This window comes from Ruegeria sp. R13_0 (assembly GCF_017743995.1).
In the GTDB taxonomy this organism is placed as follows: Bacteria; Pseudomonadota; Alphaproteobacteria; order Rhodobacterales; family Rhodobacteraceae; genus Ruegeria.
Genome location: NZ_JAGHRB010000003.1, coordinates 178,733 through 200,008, shown reverse-complemented (window position 1 = coordinate 200,008; position 21,276 = coordinate 178,733). Strand labels below are relative to the sequence as shown.

General features: G+C 54.5%; 22 protein-coding genes. 13 read left to right on the top strand and 9 right to left on the bottom strand.

Annotation, left to right across the window (positions count from 1 at the left end; translation table 11 throughout):
- Positions 1 to 25: 25 nt before the first annotated feature.
- From J7394_RS05330 to J7394_RS05320, 3 genes are all read right to left on the bottom strand, one after another.
- Positions 26 to 370 carry a type II toxin-antitoxin system RelE/ParE family toxin gene (locus J7394_RS05330; RefSeq protein ID WP_209251477.1) on the bottom strand — a complete coding sequence of 115 codons (345 nt, stop codon included), beginning with the start codon at positions 368 to 370 and terminating at the stop codon, positions 26 to 28.
- Positions 367 to 624: a type II toxin-antitoxin system ParD family antitoxin gene (locus J7394_RS05325; protein ID WP_209251624.1), complete on the bottom strand. Its 258-nt coding sequence runs from the start codon at positions 622 to 624 to the stop codon at positions 367 to 369. Before J7394_RS05325 ends, J7394_RS05330 begins: the two co-directional genes overlap by 4 nt.
- A gap of 715 nt (positions 625 to 1,339) precedes the next feature.
- A protein-coding gene (locus tag J7394_RS05320; RefSeq protein WP_209251475.1) for an IS3 family transposase occupies positions 1,340 to 2,436 on the bottom strand; the annotation gives its coding sequence in 2 pieces (ribosomal slippage) (positions 1,340 to 2,190 and positions 2,190 to 2,436; 1,098 coding nt in all).
- 249 nt (positions 2,437 to 2,685) lie between these two features.
- On the opposite strand from J7394_RS05320, the gene repA reads away from it, so the two are divergent.
- From repA to J7394_RS05300, 4 genes are all read left to right on the top strand, one after another.
- Positions 2,686 to 3,870, top strand: coding sequence for a plasmid partitioning protein RepA (gene repA / locus J7394_RS05315; protein WP_209251473.1), 1,185 nt, complete (start codon positions 2,686 to 2,688; stop codon positions 3,868 to 3,870).
- The gene (gene repB, locus J7394_RS05310; protein ID WP_209251471.1) at positions 3,870 to 4,838 is read left to right on the top strand and encodes a plasmid partitioning protein RepB; all 969 of its coding nucleotides are present in this window, start codon (positions 3,870 to 3,872) and stop codon (positions 4,836 to 4,838) included. Before repA ends, repB begins: the two co-directional genes overlap by 1 nt.
- A 178-nt stretch (positions 4,839 to 5,016) precedes the next feature.
- Positions 5,017 to 6,072, top strand: coding sequence for a helix-turn-helix domain-containing protein (locus J7394_RS05305; RefSeq protein ID WP_209251469.1), 1,056 nt, complete (start codon positions 5,017 to 5,019; stop codon positions 6,070 to 6,072).
- Between the two features lie 154 nt (positions 6,073 to 6,226).
- Positions 6,227 to 7,336 carry a Fic family protein gene (locus tag J7394_RS05300; RefSeq protein WP_209251467.1) on the top strand — a complete coding sequence of 370 codons (1,110 nt, stop codon included), beginning with the start codon at positions 6,227 to 6,229 and terminating at the stop codon, positions 7,334 to 7,336.
- 199 nt (positions 7,337 to 7,535) lie between these two features.
- On the opposite strand, the gene J7394_RS05295 is transcribed toward J7394_RS05300, so the two are convergent.
- The gene (locus tag J7394_RS05295) at positions 7,536 to 8,483 is read right to left on the bottom strand and encodes a transcriptional regulator GcvA (protein ID WP_209251465.1); all 948 of its coding nucleotides are present in this window, start codon (positions 8,481 to 8,483) and stop codon (positions 7,536 to 7,538) included.
- A gap of 117 nt (positions 8,484 to 8,600) precedes the next feature.
- Between J7394_RS05295 and J7394_RS05290 the strand changes: the two genes are divergently transcribed.
- From J7394_RS05290 to J7394_RS05280, 3 genes are all read left to right on the top strand, one after another.
- Positions 8,601 to 9,266 carry a pyridoxamine 5'-phosphate oxidase family protein gene (locus J7394_RS05290; protein WP_247748070.1) on the top strand — a complete coding sequence of 222 codons (666 nt, stop codon included), beginning with the start codon at positions 8,601 to 8,603 and terminating at the stop codon, positions 9,264 to 9,266.
- A gap of 13 nt (positions 9,267 to 9,279) precedes the next feature.
- Positions 9,280 to 10,242 (top strand): alpha/beta fold hydrolase, encoded by a 963-nt coding sequence (locus tag J7394_RS05285; protein ID WP_209251463.1) that lies wholly within the window; start codon positions 9,280 to 9,282, stop codon positions 10,240 to 10,242.
- A gap of 115 nt (positions 10,243 to 10,357) precedes the next feature.
- A complete protein-coding gene (locus tag J7394_RS05280; protein ID WP_209251461.1) occupies positions 10,358 to 11,239 on the top strand; it encodes a PhzF family phenazine biosynthesis protein in 882 nt (293 codons plus the stop codon).
- An 85-nt stretch (positions 11,240 to 11,324) separates the two neighbouring features.
- On the opposite strand, the gene J7394_RS05275 is transcribed toward J7394_RS05280, so the two are convergent.
- Genes J7394_RS05275 through J7394_RS05265 form a run of 3 tightly spaced genes read right to left on the bottom strand, consistent with a single transcriptional unit; the run spans position 11,325 to position 13,594 of the window.
- Positions 11,325 to 11,813, bottom strand: coding sequence for a hypothetical protein (locus J7394_RS05275; protein ID WP_209251459.1), 489 nt, complete (start codon positions 11,811 to 11,813; stop codon positions 11,325 to 11,327).
- Between the two features lie 54 nt (positions 11,814 to 11,867).
- Positions 11,868 to 12,440 (bottom strand): carbonic anhydrase, encoded by a 573-nt coding sequence (locus tag J7394_RS05270; RefSeq protein WP_209251457.1) that lies wholly within the window; start codon positions 12,438 to 12,440, stop codon positions 11,868 to 11,870.
- A 47-nt stretch (positions 12,441 to 12,487) separates the two neighbouring features.
- Positions 12,488 to 13,594: an NmrA family NAD(P)-binding protein gene (locus tag J7394_RS05265; protein ID WP_209251455.1), complete on the bottom strand. Its 1,107-nt coding sequence runs from the start codon at positions 13,592 to 13,594 to the stop codon at positions 12,488 to 12,490.
- An 87-nt stretch (positions 13,595 to 13,681) separates the two neighbouring features.
- Here J7394_RS05265 and J7394_RS05260 point away from each other — a divergent pair, with 87 nt between their 5' ends.
- The 6 genes from J7394_RS05260 to J7394_RS05235 all read left to right on the top strand — a co-directional run bounded on the left by J7394_RS05260 (position 13,682) and on the right by J7394_RS05235 (position 19,816).
- Complete coding sequence (locus tag J7394_RS05260) at positions 13,682 to 14,269, top strand: TetR/AcrR family transcriptional regulator (RefSeq protein WP_209251454.1); 588 nt, start codon at positions 13,682 to 13,684, stop codon at positions 14,267 to 14,269.
- 350 nt (positions 14,270 to 14,619) lie between these two features.
- Positions 14,620 to 15,027 carry a helix-turn-helix domain-containing protein gene (locus tag J7394_RS05255; protein WP_170460316.1) on the top strand — a complete coding sequence of 136 codons (408 nt, stop codon included), beginning with the start codon at positions 14,620 to 14,622 and terminating at the stop codon, positions 15,025 to 15,027.
- 224 nt (positions 15,028 to 15,251) lie between these two features.
- Complete coding sequence (locus J7394_RS05250) at positions 15,252 to 17,021, top strand: hypothetical protein (protein ID WP_209251453.1); 1,770 nt, start codon at positions 15,252 to 15,254, stop codon at positions 17,019 to 17,021.
- Positions 17,018 to 18,730, top strand: a complete 1,713-nt coding sequence (locus tag J7394_RS05245; protein ID WP_209251452.1) for a hypothetical protein — start codon at positions 17,018 to 17,020, stop codon at positions 18,728 to 18,730. Before J7394_RS05250 ends, J7394_RS05245 begins: the two co-directional genes overlap by 4 nt.
- Positions 18,731 to 19,017: 287 nt before the next feature.
- Complete coding sequence (locus tag J7394_RS05240) at positions 19,018 to 19,392, top strand: hypothetical protein (RefSeq protein WP_209251451.1); 375 nt, start codon at positions 19,018 to 19,020, stop codon at positions 19,390 to 19,392.
- A 10-nt stretch (positions 19,393 to 19,402) separates the two neighbouring features.
- Positions 19,403 to 19,816, top strand: a complete 414-nt coding sequence (locus J7394_RS05235; protein WP_170460324.1) for a hypothetical protein — start codon at positions 19,403 to 19,405, stop codon at positions 19,814 to 19,816.
- A 147-nt stretch (positions 19,817 to 19,963) separates the two neighbouring features.
- Here J7394_RS05235 and J7394_RS05230 read toward each other — a convergent pair whose 3' ends face one another.
- Complete coding sequence (locus J7394_RS05230) at positions 19,964 to 20,359, bottom strand: hypothetical protein (RefSeq protein WP_209251450.1); 396 nt, start codon at positions 20,357 to 20,359, stop codon at positions 19,964 to 19,966.
- Positions 20,360 to 20,389: 30 nt separating this feature from the next.
- Complete coding sequence (locus J7394_RS05225; protein ID WP_209251449.1) at positions 20,390 to 20,650, bottom strand: hypothetical protein; 261 nt, start codon at positions 20,648 to 20,650, stop codon at positions 20,390 to 20,392.
- Positions 20,651 to 21,276 lie beyond the last annotated feature (626 nt).

Below are 21,276 nucleotides of genomic sequence, written 5' to 3'. Positions count from 1 at the left end.
CTGAGGGATGCTCTGACCGCAACGCCTACGTCTTGTTTTCAGCTGCGTCTGTCAACGTGGCCAGCGCGGAAACATGTCGCGGCAGATCACAGCGGGAATGCAGGATATCGATTATGATCACGCTATCCGGCTGGTCCAGGTAGACCAGAAAGTGCTCCCCTGCCCTTACATATCTGAGATCAACCGCGTCCTCGACCAATATGGAACAGCTTCGGCTGGCCGCCGTGCCCTCCGTGATGGCCTGACAGCGCGCTATCAGTTCTTGTTCATAAAGATCGGCTTGATGCTGTCCAAACTTGTCGATGGTCCATCGGGCAATCTCCACCAGGCTAGCTTCAGCGCGGCGTGTTAGTCGAAAGGGTCTGGTCACGCCTTGGCTCGTGCCCTTGCAAAGGCACGACGGATCGCATCCGGACCGCTACCTTCTGCCAGATCTCCAGCCTGAGCCTGGGCCAAACCCTCCTGCAGGCCTTGTTTGAGAGACACTAGGCCCGCTTCTTCCCGCTCCAGAAGCCGAAGGCCGGCGCGCAACGCTTCACTGGCGTTCTGATAGCGACCGGAAGCAACCAGATTCTGTACCAGTTGATCCTGAGATTCTGTAAGAACCACATTGCGCGTTACCATGGCATAAGCCTCCTCCTTGGCAATATATGCCAACAAGACTGTCGATTCAACGATTTGGGAACCCATAATCGCTAATTCGAGCAAGCTGGTTTTATAGACGCCAAAGGGGCGTGAACACACGGATCGTGTCTGCGATCCCTTATGAATCCAACTACAGTAGCGACTGCGCCAATAGCCGCGCCGTGCAAGCACAGCTTCACTAGATTGAAGACAGTTCCCTGCTCCGTCGTAACTTAAAGGAACACAATACTCTAAACCCCACCTCTCCGTGCATGCTATTTCTTGGGCGATCGGCCAACGGCTGACTCTAGCCGGAGTGTCCGCGGGTTTTGCCTCTCCGCACGGGCTGCGCTCGGGGTATCTGACCCAGGCCGCCATGCCCTCTTCACTGCATCGTCCTCCCGTACTGGCGCAAAAGTACTATTGCGACGCCGATATCGCGAAAAACTCGGTAACGAATTCGTTGGCGGGAAAATTTGACCAATCAGATCAATTAGCTTCCTGCCCTTTCCAATTGCGCGATGTGCGCCACAAACCGTTCGGCCTTCACTCCAATTACATGCTAGAAGTGCTCTACTCAAAGCGGAGCTTTTGGAGGAGTTTTATTGGAATGCCTTCGCATGCCTCCGTTAAAACTTCATCGACTGAAAGAACCTGACCTGAGCCCCAAGTTTCCTCCATCTGACGGAGAGTCCTTGGAGTTTGTTTGATGGCCTTACGCGGCCAGTTTGTCCATTGTCATTTTCTCTGCAAATTCCATCGGTGTGAGATTGCCCAACGCCGAATGTGGTCTGTGGGTGTTGTAATCCTCCTGCCATGTTTCCAGCGTGTCTCTGGCCTCGGCCAATGAGCTGAAGAGCGTTTCATTGAGGCATTCATCGCGCAGCTTTCCGTTGAAGCTTTCGATGAATGCGTTCTGGGTCGGCTTGCCCGGCGCGATGTAGTGCCAGTCGATCCCGGTTTCCTGAACCCACCTCAGGATGGCCATACTGGTGAACTCGGTGCCGTTGTCAGAGACTATGGTGCCGGGCGTTCCGCGCTCTGCGATGATCCTGCCCAGCTCCCGCGTGACACGCAGGCCAGACAGGGATGTGTCTGCGATCAGCGCCAGGTTCTCGCGGGTGAAATCGTCCACAACGGCGAGAATACGGAACCGGCGACCATCGGTGAAGGCATCCGACACGAAATCAAGGCTCCAACGCTGGTTCGGACCATCCGGCAGCACCATCGGCCTTCTGGTACCCAGAGCACGCTTCCGGCCGCCCCTGCGGCGCACCTGCAGCTTTTCCTCGCGATAGATGCGCCTCAGTTTCTTGTGGTTCACCCTATGGCCCTCCCGTTCGACCATGACGTGGATGCGGCGATAACCGAACCGGCGGCGTTCTCTGGAAACCCGTTTGATCGCGTCGCGCAGATCAGCGTCATCGGCGCACCGGGATTGATACCGAACCATCGACCGATCCACATTCAAGGCAGAGCACGCCCGGCGCTGGCTCACCTGATGCACCTCCATCAGATGCGCCACCGCTCTGCGCTTGGCGCCGGGCGTTACCACTTTTTTGCGTTCACGTCGCGCAGCATCGCATTGTCGAGCATCTGTTCGGCCAGAAGCTTCTTCAGCCTGGCGTTCTCCGCTTCCAGCGCCCGCAGCTTCTTGGCATCCGACGGCTCCATGCCGCCATACTTCGACTTGTACTTGTAAAAGGTGCCCTGGCTGATCCCATAGCGCCTGCACACGTCCGCTGTCTTCTCGCCAGCTTCTTGTTCCTTGATCATCGAAATGATCTGTTCGTCGGTGAATCTCGGCTTCATTTGTCCGTCCTTTTGTTGGCCGGACTCTACACAAATCTGGAGGAGATTCAGGGGCTCAGGTCAAACCCTTGATCACGCTCAACAAGGTTTACAACTGTAAACCACCCTGCTCTCATGCAAAGCGTATGTAGTCCTCCGTGTTGGAAAACCTACAATATAGGCGAAAATCCTTGACTTAGCGCAATGAATCACGGCTGTTTGTCTCAAGTGGCGCAAAAATGACCACATTCTTTAATTTGAGGCAACTACATGATTCCCGTGACACCACTTGTGGCAGAAAAACCATCGGCACTCGCCACGGAAATATCTGAGAGATTAAACTCGGCTATCCGAGAACATCTACTTGCTGCATTTGCCCCCGACAACACCAAATCACTGCGAAATTTTGCAGCGCCAGAAGCTGCTGAACTCTTAGGAGTCTCAGGTCAATTCATGCGCAAAGTTCACGTAGAGGGAACTATTCCTGAGCCGCATGACGTACGCAGCGGTAGGCGTTACTATACTGCCCAAGAACTTTGGGAGGCTCGCGAAACGCTTGAGAAAACCTCACGCAAAAAAGGTCGCTATGTCCCTCGCCGGACTGAAGGAGAAAAGCTCCAAGTCTGGCAATTGATGAACTTCAAAGGCGGCAGCAGCAAGAGCACCACAACAATTCACTTGGCTCACTATTTTGCGCTTCGCGGTTACCGTGTACTGGCTGTTGATCTGGATCCTCAAGGCTCACTTACATCCATGTGCGGCATCAGCCCGGAAATAGAGTTTGACGGGCTGACGATTTACGATGCTATTCGATATGAAGATCCGGTAGATATGGCAGACGTCGTGCTTCCGACATACTTCACCGGTCTCTCTGTGGCTCCGTCACGGCTTGTTCTTTCCGAATTTGAGACAGAATCTGCCGTTCACTCCAACCCGGACCATCCGTTCTTTACGAGAATACGGAATGCCTTGGCCCAGGTAGAAGGCGATTTTGACCTTGTTCTGATTGATAGCCCACCTCAACTTGGATTCTTGACAATAGCCGGGATGGCCGCCGCCAATTCATTGCTTGTGCCACTGACACCTTCGATGCTGGACGTGTCTTCGACGGCTCAATTTCTCGAACTCGCTGGTGCTTACATGGCAGTCATTGAAGATGCCGGCGCTACGCTCGAATACGACAACTTCAAATTCCTGATAACGCGCGATGAGCCGACAGACGTACCGTCTCAACAACTGGCTTCGTTCATGCGAGCACTGTTTCAGGATCGCGTTATGTCAGCTACTGCCCTCAAAAGCACCGCAATCAGTGACGCCACAATGCTCAAACAATCAATTTACGAGGTCGTGCGGTCGGAAATGACACGCGCAACTTATGATCGGGCAAAGAACTCAATGGATGCGATCGGCTCTGAGGTAGAACAAATGATCCATCAAGCATGGGGACGCAGCTAATGGCTAGAAAATCGCTTCAGGAGATGTCTGGGATCGCAAACACCATCGCGCGCTCTAGCCCCAAGGCCATCGATAAAGCCCCAAAACCCAATGCCCCTGCACTTGGTGCGCTTCAGGGCTCTCTTGCCGCAATCAGGGAAATTGACCCTGCTCTGATCGACGATTGGGGCCCAGCCGATAGGCTTGGTGAGTTTACAGCTGTAAACACTGACGAAGAAGACGATAGCTTTGAAAGCTTGATGTCGAGTATCCAAGACGGTGGCCAACAAGTACCCATTCTTGTCAGAAAATCGAAATCCGACGGCCGATACGAGGCTATTTATGGGAGGAGGAGGCTCAAAGCTTGTCGTGAACTCGGTATTAAAGTCCGCGCCAATGTTCAGGATATCGACGATGCTTCAGCGCTTCTCGCCAAGGGGCTTGAGAATGCTGCGAGGCGCAATCTTTCCTTCTACGAGAAAGCACGTTTCGCCGAGGCGATCCTGACTTCCGGGCATGACTCTGCAACGGTGCGGCAAGTATTGAACCTTTCGAAATCAGGGCTGTCTCACCTTACAAAAGTTACGCAACATGTTCCTGCAAAGATTGGTGACATGATCGGTGCAGCCCCAAAATCTGGCCGCCCAAAATGGACCGTGCTTGCAGAACACTTCGTTGCAGGCAAGCTGGCGGAAGATGAAGCGGCCAACCTGCTTGCAACCATTGAGCCATCGATGTCGTCAGATGATCGGCTGGAAATGCTCCTAAAAGCAGCTGCCAAACGTGGTGCACGACACAGAGAAGGTGCAGCCGAAGTAAGCCCAATTGAAGGCGTTACAATCAAATCCACCAACGGATCACTAACTGTTTCGGTCAAAAGGACCGGAGCTAACGCTGGCTTCGCCTGCTGGTTGGACAAAAACATGGCTGAAATCATCAAGCGCTCACACGCTGAGTTTACAGCTGTAAACACCGAAAAAAAGGACTGAGGACGAGCAGAAAGGAGGAAGGCAAACAAACAAAACCCCCGAAACCGGAGCTTCGAGGGCTGCTGCGCAAAGCGCAATTCTTAGATTAGACACCTAGAATCTAGCAGCACCCGAATCGCCACACAAGAAAAAAACGCTCCTGAGCGAACGGGTAATTTTTGTCTGCCGATAGAAAGTCATGAAAACAGTAGCAGTATTGGCTCCAAGTGGAGCAACCTTGTCCGGAACGGCAGGGCAGGGGAGTAGTACGCCCAAAAAGTGGATACTTCTTCGCGCCGTTGAAGAGGCCAGAGAACCTCTTGGGTTGAAATCCACAACTCTCAATGTCCTGAGAGCGATGATTTCCTTTGTGGGCGGTGATCAGATTGCTGCGGACCAAGATGATCATCACATCTGCTTCGCTTCCAACGCGGCGATCGCCAAGCGAACTCATGTCAGCGTGCAGACAGTTGAGCGTCATATCTCGACGCTGGTTGAGCTTGGACTTATCCGCCGCGTCATGAGCGCAAACGGCAAGCGATGGGCGCGCCGGGATCGACAGGGCAGGGTGGTCACCGCAACAGGGCTCTCCTTGATGCCTTTGTCTGAACGGCACCCTGAGTTCATCCAGGAAGCCCAGAGGCATGCTGATCGAGTTCTGGAGTTCACTGTACTCCGTGACAAGGTTTCCGCCGCTCTGGCGCGCCTTAGAGAACTCGTAGCAAATGACACCGCGATCTCTGATTTGATGACCACCGTACGCAATGCTCTGCGTCGCAAACCAGATGCGAATGTACTCAGCAAGCTGCTGGCAGAAATCTCTGTGGAAATCTCCGAGATAACGCAGACAGATACAGAAAATTTGAGGGCCAATGACACTGAAATTGAGGGGCACAAAGAGGACTCTTTGAATCCGAAAGTTAAGAAAGAAAAATTCTCTCAGATTCAGGTTTCCCCAGATCAAATGGAGCGCAGTTTTCCCAGGCTGTGCTCAGAACTGCGCTTTGCAAAAGATCACGTCCATTGCGATCAGCTCATGGATAATATCGCCGAGTCTCTTCGGCTTGGCCAAACTTGGTATGCAATGAAGTCAACGTTTGGCCCGGCTATTCGTTTCATCGTTCTCGGATACATTTTTCAACGTACTGAGAACATACAGTCTCCAGGGGCTTACCTGATTTCATTGCTGGCTAAGATCGAGAAGGGAAAGCTGTCCCCAAAAGCAATGCTATCGCGGACCTCCAATGCTACGTAAATTTGGGGAAACAGGATGAGATTTACCGTTTTCAGATTACACGTCCAATCGATGATCGGATTGAAGGTTTGAAAAAAAATGAGGAATAGGATTGACCTCTATAAATCACAAAACCATAAATAGTGAGCTATAGAAGGGAGGCTTATACCTCACGATGTGGAACTGGCAGAACTCTAATTGGCCAACTTTTCGTTACGATGCCGCAAGACTCGAACCATACGAGCAACAGTTCCTGTTGTCCTCAGGGGAAGTTCTTGGAGCGGTTCATCATGTGAACACATCGGATCGAGATCAATTGCGTATCGACCTTCTAAGCGAAGAAGCGATGAAGACCAGCGCAATCGAAGGTGAGATGCTGGATCGTCTCAGCGTGCAATCTTCCTTGCGTCGGCATCTTGGATTGGCTCCAGACAGCTATCCATCCAAACCGCGCGAACAGGGCGTTTCTGGAATGATGGTGGATGTTTATTCCAACTATTCGGAACCACTGTCGCACGACACACTGTTTCGGTGGCATGACATGCTTCTGTCCCATGATAAGAATCTGGAAAAGATTGGAGCATACCGGAGCCATGAGGATGCTATGCAAATCGTCTCAGGCAGGCTCGACCGCCCAACGGTGCATTTCGAAGCGCCACCTTCGCGTCAGGTTCCTGCTGAAATGGACCAGTTCGTAACCTGGTTCAACCGGACCGCAGCGGATGGTTCCGAACCACTACGCGCACTGATCCGGGCCGGTTTGAGCCATCTGTATTTCGAGAGCATTCACCCCTTTGAGGACGGCAATGGCCGGTTGGGTAGGGCGCTGGCCGAAAAGTCCCTGGCACAAAACATTGGTCAGCCAAGTCTGATTGCACTCGCTTTCACGATTGAGCGAGAGCGGAAGGCTTACTACGATCAGCTCGAACGCCATCAAAAGACGCTAGACGTGACACCGTGGCTTATCTGGTTTGCCGAGACCGTCCTTACAGCGCAGCAGGTGACTCTTGAGCGGGTTGGGTTCTTCATATCCAAGACGCATTTCTATGACCGGCATCGTGATCAATTCAACGTCCGCCAAACTAAGGTCATCGCCCGGTTGTTCAAGGCTGGGCCAGATGGATTCAAAGGAGGGTTGAGCGCCGAGAACTATATCTCGATCACGGGAACGTCCCGCGCCACGGCGACGCGCGATCTCCAGGATCTGGTCGAGAAGGGCGCCCTGAGCCGAACGGGTGAACTCCGATACACGCGATATTGGTTAAAGCTGAATCGGGACGGGTAGGGGGCTGAAATACGGCACGAACGGCGGGAAGCAGACCTTCTCTGCGGTTGCGAGACAACAGATTCAGAACTTTGGAAGCAGGCATTCAAATTTCTTCAAACCCTGTGTTTCTACCGCGCCAATTCAGGACGAGCTTGAATCCCCAGTGGATCCTGATGACAAAGCTGAATGGTCGCAATACTGCTAAGGCAGCTTGCATTTAAGCGCTGCTCTGCGGTGGAGGACCCAGGGTCGGCACGACCGAGGGGGCTTTCAGTTCGCGTAACATCCAGTCGCGAAGAGCGGCGATATTCGGCCGCCGAGAATGCGCCTCGGGATAAACAAGATAAAACGTTGACCCAAGAGGAATTGCCAGGTCGAACAGTTCGACTACGCGTCCGGCCTGGACATCTTTTGCCGACAGAAATCTCCATCCAAGCACAACGCCAGCACCATCAATGGCGGCCTGTAACCCATGGTCCGGCAAGCTGAAGTGCATCCCATGCGAGGCGTCAACGTCGCTTGTGCCACTTGCGTCAAGCCAGGTCTGCCAAGTTGGGGCATTGGGATCGAAGTCCATCGAGTGATTGTGCAGAAGCACATGTTTTCTGAGATCGGACGGTGTCCGAATGGCGTTTGGACCTTCCAGAAGGCTGGGGCTGCACATCGGAATGACGGATTCATCGAAGAGCTTGATGGCTTTAACGCCGGGCCATTGTCCGTGACCCAGTCGGATGGCGGCGTCAAAGTCGTCTCGTTGAAAATCCACCAGACCCAAGCTCGTCGAAATACGGACGTCGATGGCCGGGTGTTGCGCGTAGAATTTCTGTAGCCGCGGGATCAACCACATCGCGGCGAATGTGGGCGCGACGGTCAACGCCAGCGAGCCGCCTTTGTCTGCCTCCATCACGTGCTCCATCGCACGGTCGAGGCTGACGAACACCACGTTCAGCTCTTTGGCCAAGAGCTGTCCCGCTTCGACCAGGACAAGGCCGCGCGTCCTACGGCGAAACAGCGGGACGCCGAGAAAGTCTTCGAGCTTCTTGATTTGGTGGCTGATCGCGGCCGGGGTTACGGAAAGCTCTTCGGCTGCAGCAACAAAGCTGAGGTGGCGTGCCGCCGCTTCAAAGGCGCGCAGCGCGTTCAGGGGATAGTTTTTCCGGTTCATCACTATGACTTATTTTTTCTAACCCTGCGATAGACATCGTCGTTTGTCAATTTGCGGATCAAAGCGTAAATTTGCAATCAGAAACAGCCCGACCCGGCCTTCCACTTAAGAAAACTAATGAGTATCCGAAAGGAAAACGCCATGGCACGCGCCTTTGCGACCATCGCCTTTACGCCTGCAGTACGGTCACAGCAATCCCGGATGGGCTCTGCTGATGGCTACACCAGGTTCCTGTCTGGCGACGAGACCTCCCTCGATGAACTGGGGCCCCAAGAGGTCGACTTCATCACCGCTCGTGACGGGTTCTATCAGGCGACGGTGTCACAGACCGGGTGGCCCTATGTGCAGTTTCGCGGCGGTCCGATCGGCTTTCTGAAGGTGTTGTCATCCAGAACGCTCGGGTATGCCGATTTTCGCGGTAACCGGCAGTATATCAGCACAGGGAACCTGTCTGGCAACGATCGCCTGTCGATGATCCTTGTGGACTACCCCAATCGCCGTCGCCTGAAGCTGTGGGGGCGGACCCGCTTGGTCGAAGGCGCCGACAATCCCGAAATTCTGGATCAGCTCCACGACCCGTCTTATCGGGCCCGCCCCGAGCGCGCGGTGCTCATCACCGTCGAAGCCTTCGACTGGAACTGCCCCAGCCATATTCCACGGCGCCTCACCATTGATGAGACGCACCAAGAGATTGCGGCCCTGCACCGCGAAAACGAGGCCCTGAGGGCCGAAAACATTGCCATGCGCGCCTCTACAGTGTCTGGCACCCCACCCAAATCCTGAAAGGACCTGAAACATGAAACAATATTTGCGCATTCCCGTTCTCGCAGCGCTGCTGACCGGCGCCACGCTGCTGCCAGCGATCCAGCCAAACAGCGCTGTCGCTGCTGAAAGCCCCTTTGCCGTGGACATGAAATCGATGGAGATCGAGGGCCAAACCATCGCCTATCGCGAGGCGGGCGACCCGTCGAATCCCACGGTCCTGCTGCTCCATGGGTTCCCCACCTCTTCGCACATGTTCCGCGAGCTGATCCCGGTCCTGGCCGAAGACTACCACGTGATTGCCCCGGACTATGTCGGCTTTGGCGCGTCGGACATGCCGCCTGCCGACAGCTATGACTACAGCTTTGCCAACGCGGCAAACTCCATTACGCGTTTGATCGATGCCAAAGGGGTGGACGCCTACTCGGTCTATCTGATGGATTACGGTGCGCCTATCGGCTACCGCATGTTCGCCGAGCATCCCGAAAGGGTCACCGGTTTTGTCATTCAGAACGGCAACGCCTATGACGAAGGCCTGCGCGAGTTTTGGGACCCGATCAAGACTTATTGGGCCGACCCCAGCGAGGAAAATGGCGATGCATTGCGTGGCTTCCTGACGCTGGACGCCACCAAATGGCAATTCACCCACGGTGTTGGCGATGTCTCGACGGTGAACCCCGACAATTTCTGGCACGTCCAGTACCTGCTGGACCGGCCGGGGAACCAAGAGGTGCAACTGGAGATGTTTCTGGATTACGGCACCAATGTCACCGAATATCCCAAGTGGCAGGCCTTGTTCCGGGAACACCAGCCTCCGGCGCTGATTGTCTGGGGAAAGAATGATCACATTTTCCCGGCCGAAGGCGCGCATCCTTACAAAGCCGATCTCAACGACGTGGAATTCCATCTACTTGAGACGGGGCACTTTGCGCTCGAGGAATATGGCGATGTCATCGCTGCCGAGATGCAGGACTTTCTGGCCCGGATAAACAAGTGACCAAACTCAGCTCCGGCGGAACATTCCGCCGGGGTCAATTGGAACCGTTCAGTCGCGCCTCCAAGGGTTTTGGCTGTCCGTTCCTGGATTGCAACGGTTGAAAAGGATCAAACCCATGAAAGATACAGGGACCCCAAACATTCTGCGTGTCGCGGCTTTCTCTGATGGCTCCGAAGGCGGCAACCCCGCGGGTGTCGTGATTGGTGAAACCCTTCCGTCTGAGGCCGAAATGCAGCATCTCGCAAGAGAAGTCGGATACTCCGAAACCGTCTTTGCCGCGCCTCAAGCCGACGGGTGGCGCGTGCGGTTTTTCTCACCCGAGGAAGAAGTGGCGTTCTGCGGACACGCCACAATTGCATTGGGCAATGCTCTGACTGCGCGCGAGGGACCGGGGCTGTTTCAGCTTGACCTGAACTCGGGTCGCATCAGTGTCGAAACCAAAGATGACGGCAGCGCAACCCTGACATCTCCGCCCACCCACAGCGCCAAAGCGGACCCGGATTTGTTGAAGGCTGCGCTTGCGCTCTTTGAATTAGACGTAACTGACCTTGACGATGCTCTGCCACCGGCACTCGCCAATGCCGGGAACAATCACCTGATCCTCACGCTTCACGACAGGCTGACACTTGCCGGGATGTCGTATGATTTGACCAAAGGCGCAGAGCTCATGCGAGGGTATGACCTGACGACGATCAGCCTCTTGTGGGCGGAAACGCCACGGCGTTTCCACAGCCGCAATGCCTTTGCGACCGGGGGCGTGCCCGAAGACCCCGCAACAGGGGCCGCCGCCGCCGCACTGTCTGGATATCTGCGCGACATTGGATGGCCCCATGACGGCGAGATCAACATCGTGCAAGGAGAGGATATGGGCGCAAGGTCGCTCCTGAAAACAGAGTTCAGCACCATACGCGGAGAGGGAATTCGCGTCTCGGGAACGACTCGGATCATCGAAGCGGACGCAACATCTCGCAAATCCAGGCTGCCATCGCAGCATTAAACCACGACGCTCGATGATCGCTTTGGGCCGTGAGACCCAGTGGGCAGGCATTGGAGCTGCCTGCCCTGCAAGGATACGTGACTATTCACGCCGATGCGATTTGGGGCCTATCTGCCTTAAGCAGTCGCGCAAAGATCATCACGTGCGTTACCAAGAGTACCGGCACAAGGAATGTTGGTATGAACCATGTGGGTCCAAAGTAGTTAATTGCCTCGGCTTGGCGCAAGGCGTTCACCAGATCGACAGTACCAAGGATGTTGAAACCCCACACCAACGGAAGGGCGGCCACTGATCTCCATCGCAAAGCGATAAGCGCGACGATTGCCAGAAACGCCGAGAGCAAATCGCCATAGCTGGCGCTGGTTGCAAACGCCTCGGGCAACCCTCCGTTGTTGAGATTTGGTACCAAGAAGCTCATTCCAATGTGTCGGAAAGCATGCGGCAGCAGCAGGATTGAGAGCGCCGCCGCCGCCGACAGCCGTGCAAGCCAGGGTGCAACGTACCACGCCGCGATCAGAGCGAAGACAAAGAGACTCATCGCGAATTGAAGAAGGAATATTACTGTGGGGGTCATCTGATCGATCCTTTCGATATACGTCTGTTTACGTGAGGTGTAGGTGGCAGGCCTTCATCCTCGAGCCGCAGTTTGCGATACGCTCGCCTCGGCCCGGATGGTCCCCAGTGAAGCGGACGGAGCGATCTTATGGGCTGTTCCAGTAGCGACATCGTAAAGCAAGGCCGAGACGGTTATTGCGTCCGGCACCTCCTGTGCCGCCGCTAAGCGATTGATATCTGTTGAAAGGTCGCTTTCCTGATCCGTGATCGCGTATTCGGATACGTCGATCCCGAGCTTTTTCTGCAGCGCGTCCTGAAGGTCCGGATTGGACAGCCGCTCGGCTCCACATTGTGTGTGCTGCATAAGGATGACGTTGAACCCCTGTTCGCGGCCTTCCGTCATAGCGCTCATTAGAAAGGCGAGGGTGGCGATTTCTTCGATTGCGGCGCGTGTAACCCTTCCGCCATTGTTTCGGATCACAACCGCGTCGCCAAGCTCCAGTCCGAGGATGTGCGCGGGATCGACCCGGGCATCGCCGCAGGTCAGAACAACCGTTCGCAACTTTGGCAGGATCGGTAGGTCAGCACTGTTAAAGCCCGCCGCGAATTCTTGGTTTCGAGAGATGAGTTCGTTTTGAACGTTCATTCGGAGGTCCTTTCGTCTGCAGGCTCAATCCTTCGTAGTACGCAATATCAAGCGACACGTATCGAAGCGGTCTTTCTGGCGGTGGGTTGGTGCCTTTCAGACCAAGCCGCATCGTCTTGGCAGTACGAAGGGGACGAAAGCCGCACGTAATCGCGTTGGGCCTGGGCACGGTCGAGGTCGAAGGGGCGCATAGTGAGAATCTTCAGGAAGTTGCCGATCGCATTGAGGCTGCCGGACATGTTGCGCTCCAGATCGGGTTGTTCAGCGACCTTGCGCCGTACGATGCTTTCAAAGGCTTCAGGTGCGTGCCCGCTAACTTGGAACACATCCTCGGTCGGGGCGTTTACCGCGAAGGTACCTCGCCTGTACTCTTCTGAATAAATCGCCAACTGGGTGACAGCCGCTTCTGAATAGTTTGCAGGGCGCAGGGCTTTCAGGGCCTTGACCATCATCCTTTCGGAAATGTCGACATAGCGTACCCGCCGCCCCAGCGCGCGGCCCATTGCATCGGCGATCTCGATGGGTGACAGCAGCATTGGACCTGTTGGGCGGTAGGTCTTTCCCGCATGGTGTGCCGGATCCGTCAAGGCACCGACCGCCACACGGGCAATGTCTTCGTTCGAGGGGGCCGCATTCTTCTTCACGCCGCCGTCGCCAAGAGGCATTGTGAACTGCCCAAGATGGGCCGCCATACCCAGTACCATTAGGTAGTTTTCAGCAAACCAGCCGACATTCACTGTAGTCACAGACATTTCGGGGCGCATGCCGATCAGGATGTCGCTCAGGTAGACTTCGCGTGTAAACAGTGATGGGTGATCTACGCTCGAAAGCCATTGGCTTAGCGTAACAACGTGCTCAATCTTAGCTTCGTAAGCCGCAACGGTGAAGATCGCATTGAAGTGCAGCCCATTGGGTGCCGTTGGTGCGCATTGATAAGCCCGCTGCACGCCTTTCAAGGCATTGCGCATGTCACTCAGGGAATACTGGTCACCCACGAATAATTCGGCACCCGCACGCTCAAGTAGGTCAGAGCGATAATCTCTCTGCCGTATGAACGCGCGGACAGGATAAGCCTTAGCTCTGAGCTGAAGTGCGACTTGGAGCCCGGTTTTACCGCTTGCGCTTGTGACGAGAATCTTAGGCTTGGCAGGCATAGCACGCTCCTTTTAGATGATACTTGCAATCTATAATATAGATGATAGACATAATCTTAATTGTCAACCCCACCAGGGAGCGCGAGTATGCCAAGAATGTCGGAAGCGGAAAAACAACGCAGTCACAGCAGGATACTGGATGCTGCAGCGCAGTTGTTCCGCGAACGCGGTGTCGAAGCGACCAGCGTCGCGGACGTCATGAAGACAGCCGGAATGACCCATGGCGGTTTCTACCGACACTTCGATTCGAAAGAGGATTTGATCGCGGCATCCTTCCGGCACGCAGTCGACGATGTGGTTTCCGACATGGAGCGCGAAGAAACCAGCGACGGGCGAAAGAAGGAGCGCCAAGACTATATAGCCAAGTATCTTTCCCAAGCTCACGCTCAAGATAGTCGGAACGGATGCCCGTTGGCGGCGATGGGAACAGAGCTTGCCCGCACAACGGGCGCGCCCCATCAGGCGGGCGCACAGGCGTCAGATCGCATGGCGGCCCTTTTGCAGGACACGTCGGAAATCGGTTCGGGTCAGGGCCTGGCCGCGATGGCGCTCTTGATGGGCACGATTACCTTGGCTCGTCTGACTGAATCCGAAGAAAAGGCAGACCGAGCGCTGGAGGCAGGGCGCACAGCCATAGGTTTGCTTCAGGATTATTGGCCGAAAGAAAGGTCCTAACTAAAGTTCTAACTGCGGCAGAGTATTCCGAGAATTTGCCGTCACCCGTTATTTGACAATGCTGCAAGGTGTACGAACGGCAGCAATGCGCAGGCTGCTCTGCGGCTTCGAGTGGTGAGGCCAACGGCTGGTTAGGACCGGAATTCTCCAGGTGCCACCGACGTCCGCATTCGTGTTCGTTACGCAAGCACAAAGTGGTCTGAAACAGTTTTCACACGGTTTGCATCCGCGACGAGTTGTTAAAGATCCCGAAAGGCTTCAACCGTTAATTGGCGGTCGTCTACGTTGGGCTGCAAAACAAGTTTCGGCTATTTTTTCCCAGATCGGCGTTGTGGAACCATCTGCTGTTTATGAAGCGACTATCCACACTCAGAACCCATTCCGCGGCGCTGGCCGGTCTGCCAAGCCTGTCTCAGACCCAGATATCGAACCGATGGCAACTGCATTCGGACACGGTGCGCCGGGTGCTGCGAGAATACAGCATCCGTCCTGCACCCGGGCCATGGAAGCGGCCGCGCTATGCCATCACGGATGTCTGGCGGGTCGAAGGCGTACCTCATGCCGAGATGCTGGATCAAGATCAACATCCGGCGCTGCTTGAGCCACTGCTGACTGGAAAAGACCTTGCTGAGGAACTCGGCTGCGTTCCGGCAACCATCCGCAATTACGCCCGCGACAACATTATTCCAAGCCTTCGCATCGGTGGCTCGATCCGGTTCCGGAAACACCAGATTGAGGGGCTCTTTGATGTTGTGTGAGGCCGAAAACACCGTAATTCGCACGTTTGCCAGATCTGGAAAAAGTGAGGAATACGCCCACAAAACCTCACCTCAACACGTTTTGTAGCCCTTTTCCTCATTTCGCTTCCAGAGTGCCGAAATTCGAAAAAAGAACCTCAAAACGCATCTCTGAAGATCACCCGAATTTCCAAGAACAACCGCGTCACTAACGCCAAAAAACAACACCAATGATGGAGGCAAGAATGCAGATGACCCTCGAGCAAGCTGTCGAAAAACTCGACGCCGGAGACTACCCATATTCACAAGCAAACGCGAAGAAGATCCGGGGATCCGCAAACAAATGTAGGAAATTGCCAGGGTATAATTGTCCGCTGGCGATGATCCCAATCGATGTCGATGCCTTCGTCAAACGATGGTCAAGTCACATCGCCAACAAGGATGCGCCGGAAGGCTTCAACACTTTCAAGCAGTTTGAAACGTGGCACGGCAACGTAAAGAGCCTGATGGCGCACGCGTCAGGATTGCGCGCCGAGGAAAAGCGTCTGCGCGGGCAGGAGGACGACTGGTCACAGCTCCAGAAAGCTGCGACCGCGCTGATCCAACCGCGTAGAAAAGGCAATAACATCCAAACACCGGAGCTCATTGCGCTTACCGTTCTGACAAGCCTGGCAAGAAGCAAGGGCGTACAGCCGGCGCAGCTGAATGTTGATATGTTGCACCTCTGGATGAAAGACTGTCACGATCAGGGCCGCAAGAACGCAATTCGTAAAGCCGCGCGTCTACTGGATCGCCTGCATGAGTTTCCGGAAACAATCGAACCTGCGCTGTTGCCAGCAACGATCGGTGAAATTCCGAAGGCCACACGCCATCGCGTGACGCCGGCTCTACCGACCGAAATCACGTCAGCTATTCGCGAATACCAGGCGACGATGAGCCTCGGTCGACCTTATGATGGGCTCCTGGCAGGACGCCGTCGCACCCCACTTTCTCCGCAGACCGTCAAATCTGCCGGGGATGATCTGAACTGGTACTTCACCTGCCTCTCAGAACTCGGTCGATTGGATTTGGACGGCGGTCAATCCATCGCTGAATTGACCACGGCAGATATTCTGTTCGCGGCCTTTGATGCGGAAGTGGGCGGCGAGTATTATTGGAAGCCGCTCAGTGCCAGAACACTAAAGAAAAACATGGGGGCAGCATTTCGCTTCGCCCGTGAGTTCCACCCCGATCTCTCAAAAGTTCAAAAAGAGTTCTTCGAGACCGAGTACTTCCAAAACTGGGATACAATGACGGAGGCAAACCAAGCTTTCTGTCGGCGCCTTGTCACGTCACCTCGGCGTGTCGAAAAGTTTCTGTCTCTCGCAGGTGAATTTCATAGCCAGGCTTTGCCGCTGATCCAGAACTACAATCATATTTCGATGGGTGACCAGGCTCGTGCGGTGAGACTTTCACTTGCCGCTGCCATGGCCAGTGTTTTGACCTTTATGCCGCTGCGGGTTGATACACTGGTCAACCTGTCAATCACTGGCGAAAACGCCAATGTTTCCTTCCCGAGTGGTACGCGAACTATCAACTTCGCCATTCCAAAGGAAATGATGAAAAACAAGAAACCTTTGACGGCGTCGATAAAGAAACGCGGTAAGGTTGATCCTCGTCACATCCTGGAATGGTGGCTTACCGAAGCGCGTCCGCACTTCATGAAGCGGCTTCGCAACCCAAACCCACAGCTTCTGCTTGGGGGAGCCCGGTACAGCAACGCGGCCGATGCCTGGCGTTACGCCACCGCTTCGGTCGATTTATACATGAAGCTGCATCAGGCGCGTCACGCCATCGCTTCTATCCTGATCAATCAGCCCGGCGCCGATCTGAACGTCATAGCTGCACTTCTCAATAACTCTCCAGCCACGGTTGCGAAGACTTACGCATTCTTTGACCAAACTGCAGCGATTGAACGCGGCCAAGATGGGTTGGATGCCGTCAACAACGCACTCGCAAAAGGGAAAAACAGATGAAATACCTGATCACGGAACAGGAATTGCCACCACGTATGCGTCGGTATCTCGCCGACGTCGATACTGGACGGGCCTATTATGCAAAAAATCTTCACCCGAGCAGGCATGCTCTTTCCTCAGCCTTTCGCGGTCTCATCGAGACCGCGCGACATCATGGTTATGCGGAAAAGCTATCGCGGGAGTCAGGAATGGCTTTCTTTGATCGCCTGAGGACGGAAGGTTGGCAGGAAAACAGCCTGAGTAGTCAAGCCGTGTTGCTTCGGAAATACGCATTTGAAACCGGTGAGGGCATGGATTGGGCACTTGAGAGCGGCGCATTTGACCGCCGCCCGATCGAACTCGTTTTCCGCGCGCCGCATTGGTCGCGATTTCTCGCAATCCAATCGGAGTTGCAGGAGGTCTGCGAGCCTTCGCTGATCCGTCTTGCCGATCGCTGGATGCGCTGGCGTCAGTCGATGCCTCGACTTGATGATGCCACAATGCAAAGCTTCAAGGCAGACGCGCGTAACCTCGGGCTTCTGGCTGAATTGATGTCGGAAATTGATCCGGAGAACCCGGACACAATTTTCCTACAACAATGTCAACGCATACGTCGAACGGTTACCCGCCCAAAATCGCCTTCGCATAAGAAGCCCTCGTTTCATGACCTTCCGGAACCTTTCTATTCGGAAATGGCTCGGATCGCCGCGCGGTCCGATAAGCCCAACGGGTTGTCCAGTGCCCGGATCGAATTGTTGTCCTGCGCTCTGCGACGCTTGGTTCGGATCACCAATAGCAGGCAAATGCCAGTGGAGCTTTCGATGGAGACGGCGAAAGCCTTCGCCGAAGACGTCTTCGACAGCGACATCAAAACGCGAAGCAAAGCAAATTACTGCGACGCACTCGCAGGCTTTGCAAAACACGCCAACTATCCCAGCGAAATTCGCGAGGCGCTTATGGAAACGCACAATGCATTGAAGCTGGAGTCCTCGTCCGATCTGCGTCGGAAGGAGGTGGCTTTGGCACAGAACCCATTGAATCTGGTTGACCTCGCAGAAATTGCCCATGCGCGACTTCGACAGGCTCCTCACCAGGATCATATCCGTACCCGTCGTCGTGACTACGCGCTTGCTGGCGCTATGGCTTTGTTGGCGAAACTGCCATTGCGCTCTCTCGACCTACGGACCGGGCGGATCGGTAAGGAATTCCATAGAGATAGTGAAGGTTGGAGCGTGGAGATCGAGACGTCCAAGACCGGAACATTCATCAACGGTCGACTTGCAGATTGTCTGATTCCTTATCTGGATGCGACGCTACTAATGGGAGTCGGCGAAATGCATCTATGGACCGTCTATGAGGCGCGGGTCGGAACGGCACTATTCGGCAATCCTGCTCGCGGTTGGAAACCTTTCGGTGACAATTGGCTATGGGAAAACATGCGGCGACTGACCGGCCACGGGCCACATATCGCTCGTAGTCTCACATATGATGCCGTGGTGGAGGACCCCGATCTGGATCTACGCGTCGCGCAAGCGCTCTGCGGTCACGCCCAAGAGACAAGCCGACATTTCTATGAGCTGAACGCAGATCGCTACCGGCGATTGGAAGCGCAAGACATCCTCGCGGAAATTGCTGAATCGAGACCGAACAAAAAAGCCTTCGGCGCCTTTGTTGAAAACGCGCTTCTACAGCTGGATCGAGAATGCAAGACCCAGACAATACAAACGTAATCGCGATACAATTCACCGCGCCCCAGATTGATAACAAGTGCGGCATAGGCGGCAAGATCTACTCAATGGCCCTCGGCTACTCCTCACTTCGATCGGTCGAGTGTCCAATAGGGTGTGAAGTATCCCGGCCCTGACTTCCTCTCATCTTGCTACGTCTTTGTGAGCAGCAAGATGAGAGAAAGCTCAGAGCTCAGATCAACAGAAACTACGTGCAGGGTGAAAGGAGAGCGCCCCCGCCTGCGTGCTTGTCGTCCGATGGGGGCGGCGTTAACACAGGGTAATTCCCCATGAATAAAAACAAAATCCTGACGCAGGTCGGCGAGTTCCTCGAATCTGCAGATCTCGATCTTCAACATGCAGTGTTGCTGCTCGGTGGATCCGCAGCCCTGATGCGCCTGCAGCGACTGCGCGCGTCGGTCGCAACTGCCAACGCCTACACGGTCCAGCATCGTCGTGGCCTGGAATGGCTGCGCGACCTGCTCACTCTGGAGCACGTCGGTGATCCGGACCGTATTGAAAGCGGATTTTTCGCTAAGATTTCACCGGAAGATCCGGCGGTGCTGGTCATCTGCGGGCTGACTGACCAGCTGGAAGCTTTGATCGCCAGAATTGATGATCCAACGCTCACGCCTGTAGTGGCTGAGACTGAAGCGGCGGCGTGAGGAGATCATGATGAGCTACACATACATTCGCCGGGAACAAACGCTCGAGGAGCTGGGTGCTTGCGTGATCTCGCAAGCGGCCGCTTTTGCAGACGACTGCGCGCGGCATGGGCCAATTCCGCGCGGGCTGATGCGGCGCAACTTTTCGCATATGCTCGAGCGGCTGGAACGCGGCGATGTTCTCGATGAGCGGGACGATGCGTGTATCGCAATGGTCGGCAAGGATCTCGTCTCCGCTGCAAACGCTCGGTGCGCGGGTTACGGAAACAAGGTGCTCGAGATGGACACTGAAGAAGATGTTCTGATCGACAGCGAACTGGAGCGGCTACGTCTCCGAATTCTGACATGGAGTCAGTTTCAGTTTCTACGAAATCGCCTACGGGCGCGGGTGAAAGCGCAATCTTTGATCGGCAAGTATGATTGACGAACGAAGTGGCAGCGCTTCAAGCCCGAATTGCTCTCTGTCGCTGCCCAATCAAAGCCGCCACTTAAAGAGGCAAAAGGAAGCTTGGTAAACCCGGTTGGAGGCCGACATCTACGCAGATGCCGGCTTCCAGAAACAACTTAGTTCCTACTTTGCTTTATTCAGTTTTTTGCCGCTTTGACGTAACGGTTTCGACTTGAATGACGTCAACAACCAGCCCTGCTCATTGTCGAAAGAGAACATCTTTTCCTGTGCGAGGCGCTCCTGCAGCAAATCGTAAGCTGAAGCCATGTCATCTTCGGATGGTAGAGGAAGGACAATTTCATCCTCGCCGTAAGTCAAGACAGTCTCCATGATGACCGGCATCAAGCCTGGTCGACCGAGTTTGTCTGTCCAATCGGAACGGAGACACAACGGTCCGGTAACTGAATGGCCTCTGTGGATAAGCGTAAATTGTATCCTTCTTGCGTCTTCACTTAGACGCAGGATTCCATTTGCAATGGTCTCAATTATCAGATCGGACAAGGATTTCTGTACGGACATAGTGCTCTCGTTGTGATGTAGTGTTACTGGTTAGCAAAAGATGTGTTGTTTCAAAAAAATGAGAAACTGCTGTTCGATCCACGCAATGCCAACTTCGATCGGCCAGCTTTCAGGGCTCAACGAGGATGCCTCGACGTCGATGAATACGAGCTTTTTCGGATAGACTATTTTCCCATGCTCATCGAGCCCGACACCGAGACCAAGGGAGCGACGTTTGGCAAAAAATGCTTCTTCTTCCGGCGTCGGCCGGCTGATTGAGTTCAATAGGTTTTTCAGGTCATCCTGAGACATGATCTTTCAGTGGCAAGTTGGGCTCAGACCCACAGGTTCCGGTTTTCGTCAAGTGTCATGGCAGGTTCTGCGGTTACGGGAATGCAACTTATCAATTGTGGGAACATCAAAATGACAACGTGGGAAATCGCCTTCAATATTGCGGCCGCGGGAGCGACAATCATTCTTCTTCTTCAACTATGGCGGCTACTGAAAACGTGCGAGCGGGATCGTTCAAACGACGCTGAACTCGTGAAACAGTTTAGGGACACCGCGCCATATGACAATCTCGAAGACCTATTATCGAACAAAGAATGAATATTGATCGGTGACGAGTAAGCACCTCTCATCTGTCTTTTAACGGCACGAAAATCTCGATTTCGGATCCCAGCATGTCGTCAATTGGGTCGCAGTGCTTGAACCGTGCTCCGTCAATCGCGCCCAGAACCTTTGCCTTCCGGTCAGGCAATCTTGCCCAACTGGCATAACAGTGCACTTACTGATCCAGTGCATGTGCGCTGGATCAGCAAAAATACGATGCTTTTTTTGAATTTGGATAGACATGTTCAATGAAGAGGTTCTCCTCAGGTTTTCTTTCTGTCTTTCTTTCAGCCAACGCCACCTGATGCGGCTGTGCGGCCCGTCGG

What these genes read in the sequence shown, in the direction of transcription:
- J7394_RS05325 (WP_209251624.1), bottom strand. Translation starts at nt 624, where the DNA reads ATGGTAACGCGCAATGTGGTTCTTACAGAATCTCAGGATCAACTGGTA.
- repA (WP_209251473.1), top strand. Translation starts at nt 2,686, where the DNA reads ATGATTCCCGTGACACCACTTGTGGCAGAAAAACCATCGGCACTCGCC.
- repB (WP_209251471.1), top strand. Translation starts at nt 3,870, where the DNA reads ATGGCTAGAAAATCGCTTCAGGAGATGTCTGGGATCGCAAACACCATC.
- J7394_RS05305 (WP_209251469.1), top strand. Translation starts at nt 5,017, where the DNA reads ATGAAAACAGTAGCAGTATTGGCTCCAAGTGGAGCAACCTTGTCCGGA.
- J7394_RS05300 (WP_209251467.1), top strand. Translation starts at nt 6,227, where the DNA reads ATGTGGAACTGGCAGAACTCTAATTGGCCAACTTTTCGTTACGATGCC.
- J7394_RS05295 (WP_209251465.1), bottom strand. Translation starts at nt 8,483, where the DNA reads ATGAACCGGAAAAACTATCCCCTGAACGCGCTGCGCGCCTTTGAAGCG.
- J7394_RS05290 (WP_247748070.1), top strand. Translation starts at nt 8,601, where the DNA reads ATGAGTATCCGAAAGGAAAACGCCATGGCACGCGCCTTTGCGACCATC.
- J7394_RS05285 (WP_209251463.1), top strand. Translation starts at nt 9,280, where the DNA reads ATGAAACAATATTTGCGCATTCCCGTTCTCGCAGCGCTGCTGACCGGC.
- J7394_RS05280 (WP_209251461.1), top strand. Translation starts at nt 10,358, where the DNA reads ATGAAAGATACAGGGACCCCAAACATTCTGCGTGTCGCGGCTTTCTCT.
- J7394_RS05275 (WP_209251459.1), bottom strand. Translation starts at nt 11,813, where the DNA reads ATGACCCCCACAGTAATATTCCTTCTTCAATTCGCGATGAGTCTCTTT.
- J7394_RS05270 (WP_209251457.1), bottom strand. Translation starts at nt 12,440, where the DNA reads ATGAACGTTCAAAACGAACTCATCTCTCGAAACCAAGAATTCGCGGCG.
- J7394_RS05265 (WP_209251455.1), bottom strand. Translation starts at nt 13,594, where the DNA reads ATGCCTGCCAAGCCTAAGATTCTCGTCACAAGCGCAAGCGGTAAAACC.
- J7394_RS05260 (WP_209251454.1), top strand. Translation starts at nt 13,682, where the DNA reads ATGCCAAGAATGTCGGAAGCGGAAAAACAACGCAGTCACAGCAGGATA.
- J7394_RS05255 (WP_170460316.1), top strand. Translation starts at nt 14,620, where the DNA reads ATGAAGCGACTATCCACACTCAGAACCCATTCCGCGGCGCTGGCCGGT.
- J7394_RS05250 (WP_209251453.1), top strand. Translation starts at nt 15,252, where the DNA reads ATGCAGATGACCCTCGAGCAAGCTGTCGAAAAACTCGACGCCGGAGAC.
- J7394_RS05245 (WP_209251452.1), top strand. Translation starts at nt 17,018, where the DNA reads ATGAAATACCTGATCACGGAACAGGAATTGCCACCACGTATGCGTCGG.
- J7394_RS05240 (WP_209251451.1), top strand. Translation starts at nt 19,018, where the DNA reads ATGAATAAAAACAAAATCCTGACGCAGGTCGGCGAGTTCCTCGAATCT.
- J7394_RS05235 (WP_170460324.1), top strand. Translation starts at nt 19,403, where the DNA reads ATGAGCTACACATACATTCGCCGGGAACAAACGCTCGAGGAGCTGGGT.
- J7394_RS05230 (WP_209251450.1), bottom strand. Translation starts at nt 20,359, where the DNA reads ATGTCCGTACAGAAATCCTTGTCCGATCTGATAATTGAGACCATTGCA.
- J7394_RS05225 (WP_209251449.1), bottom strand. Translation starts at nt 20,650, where the DNA reads ATGTCTCAGGATGACCTGAAAAACCTATTGAACTCAATCAGCCGGCCG.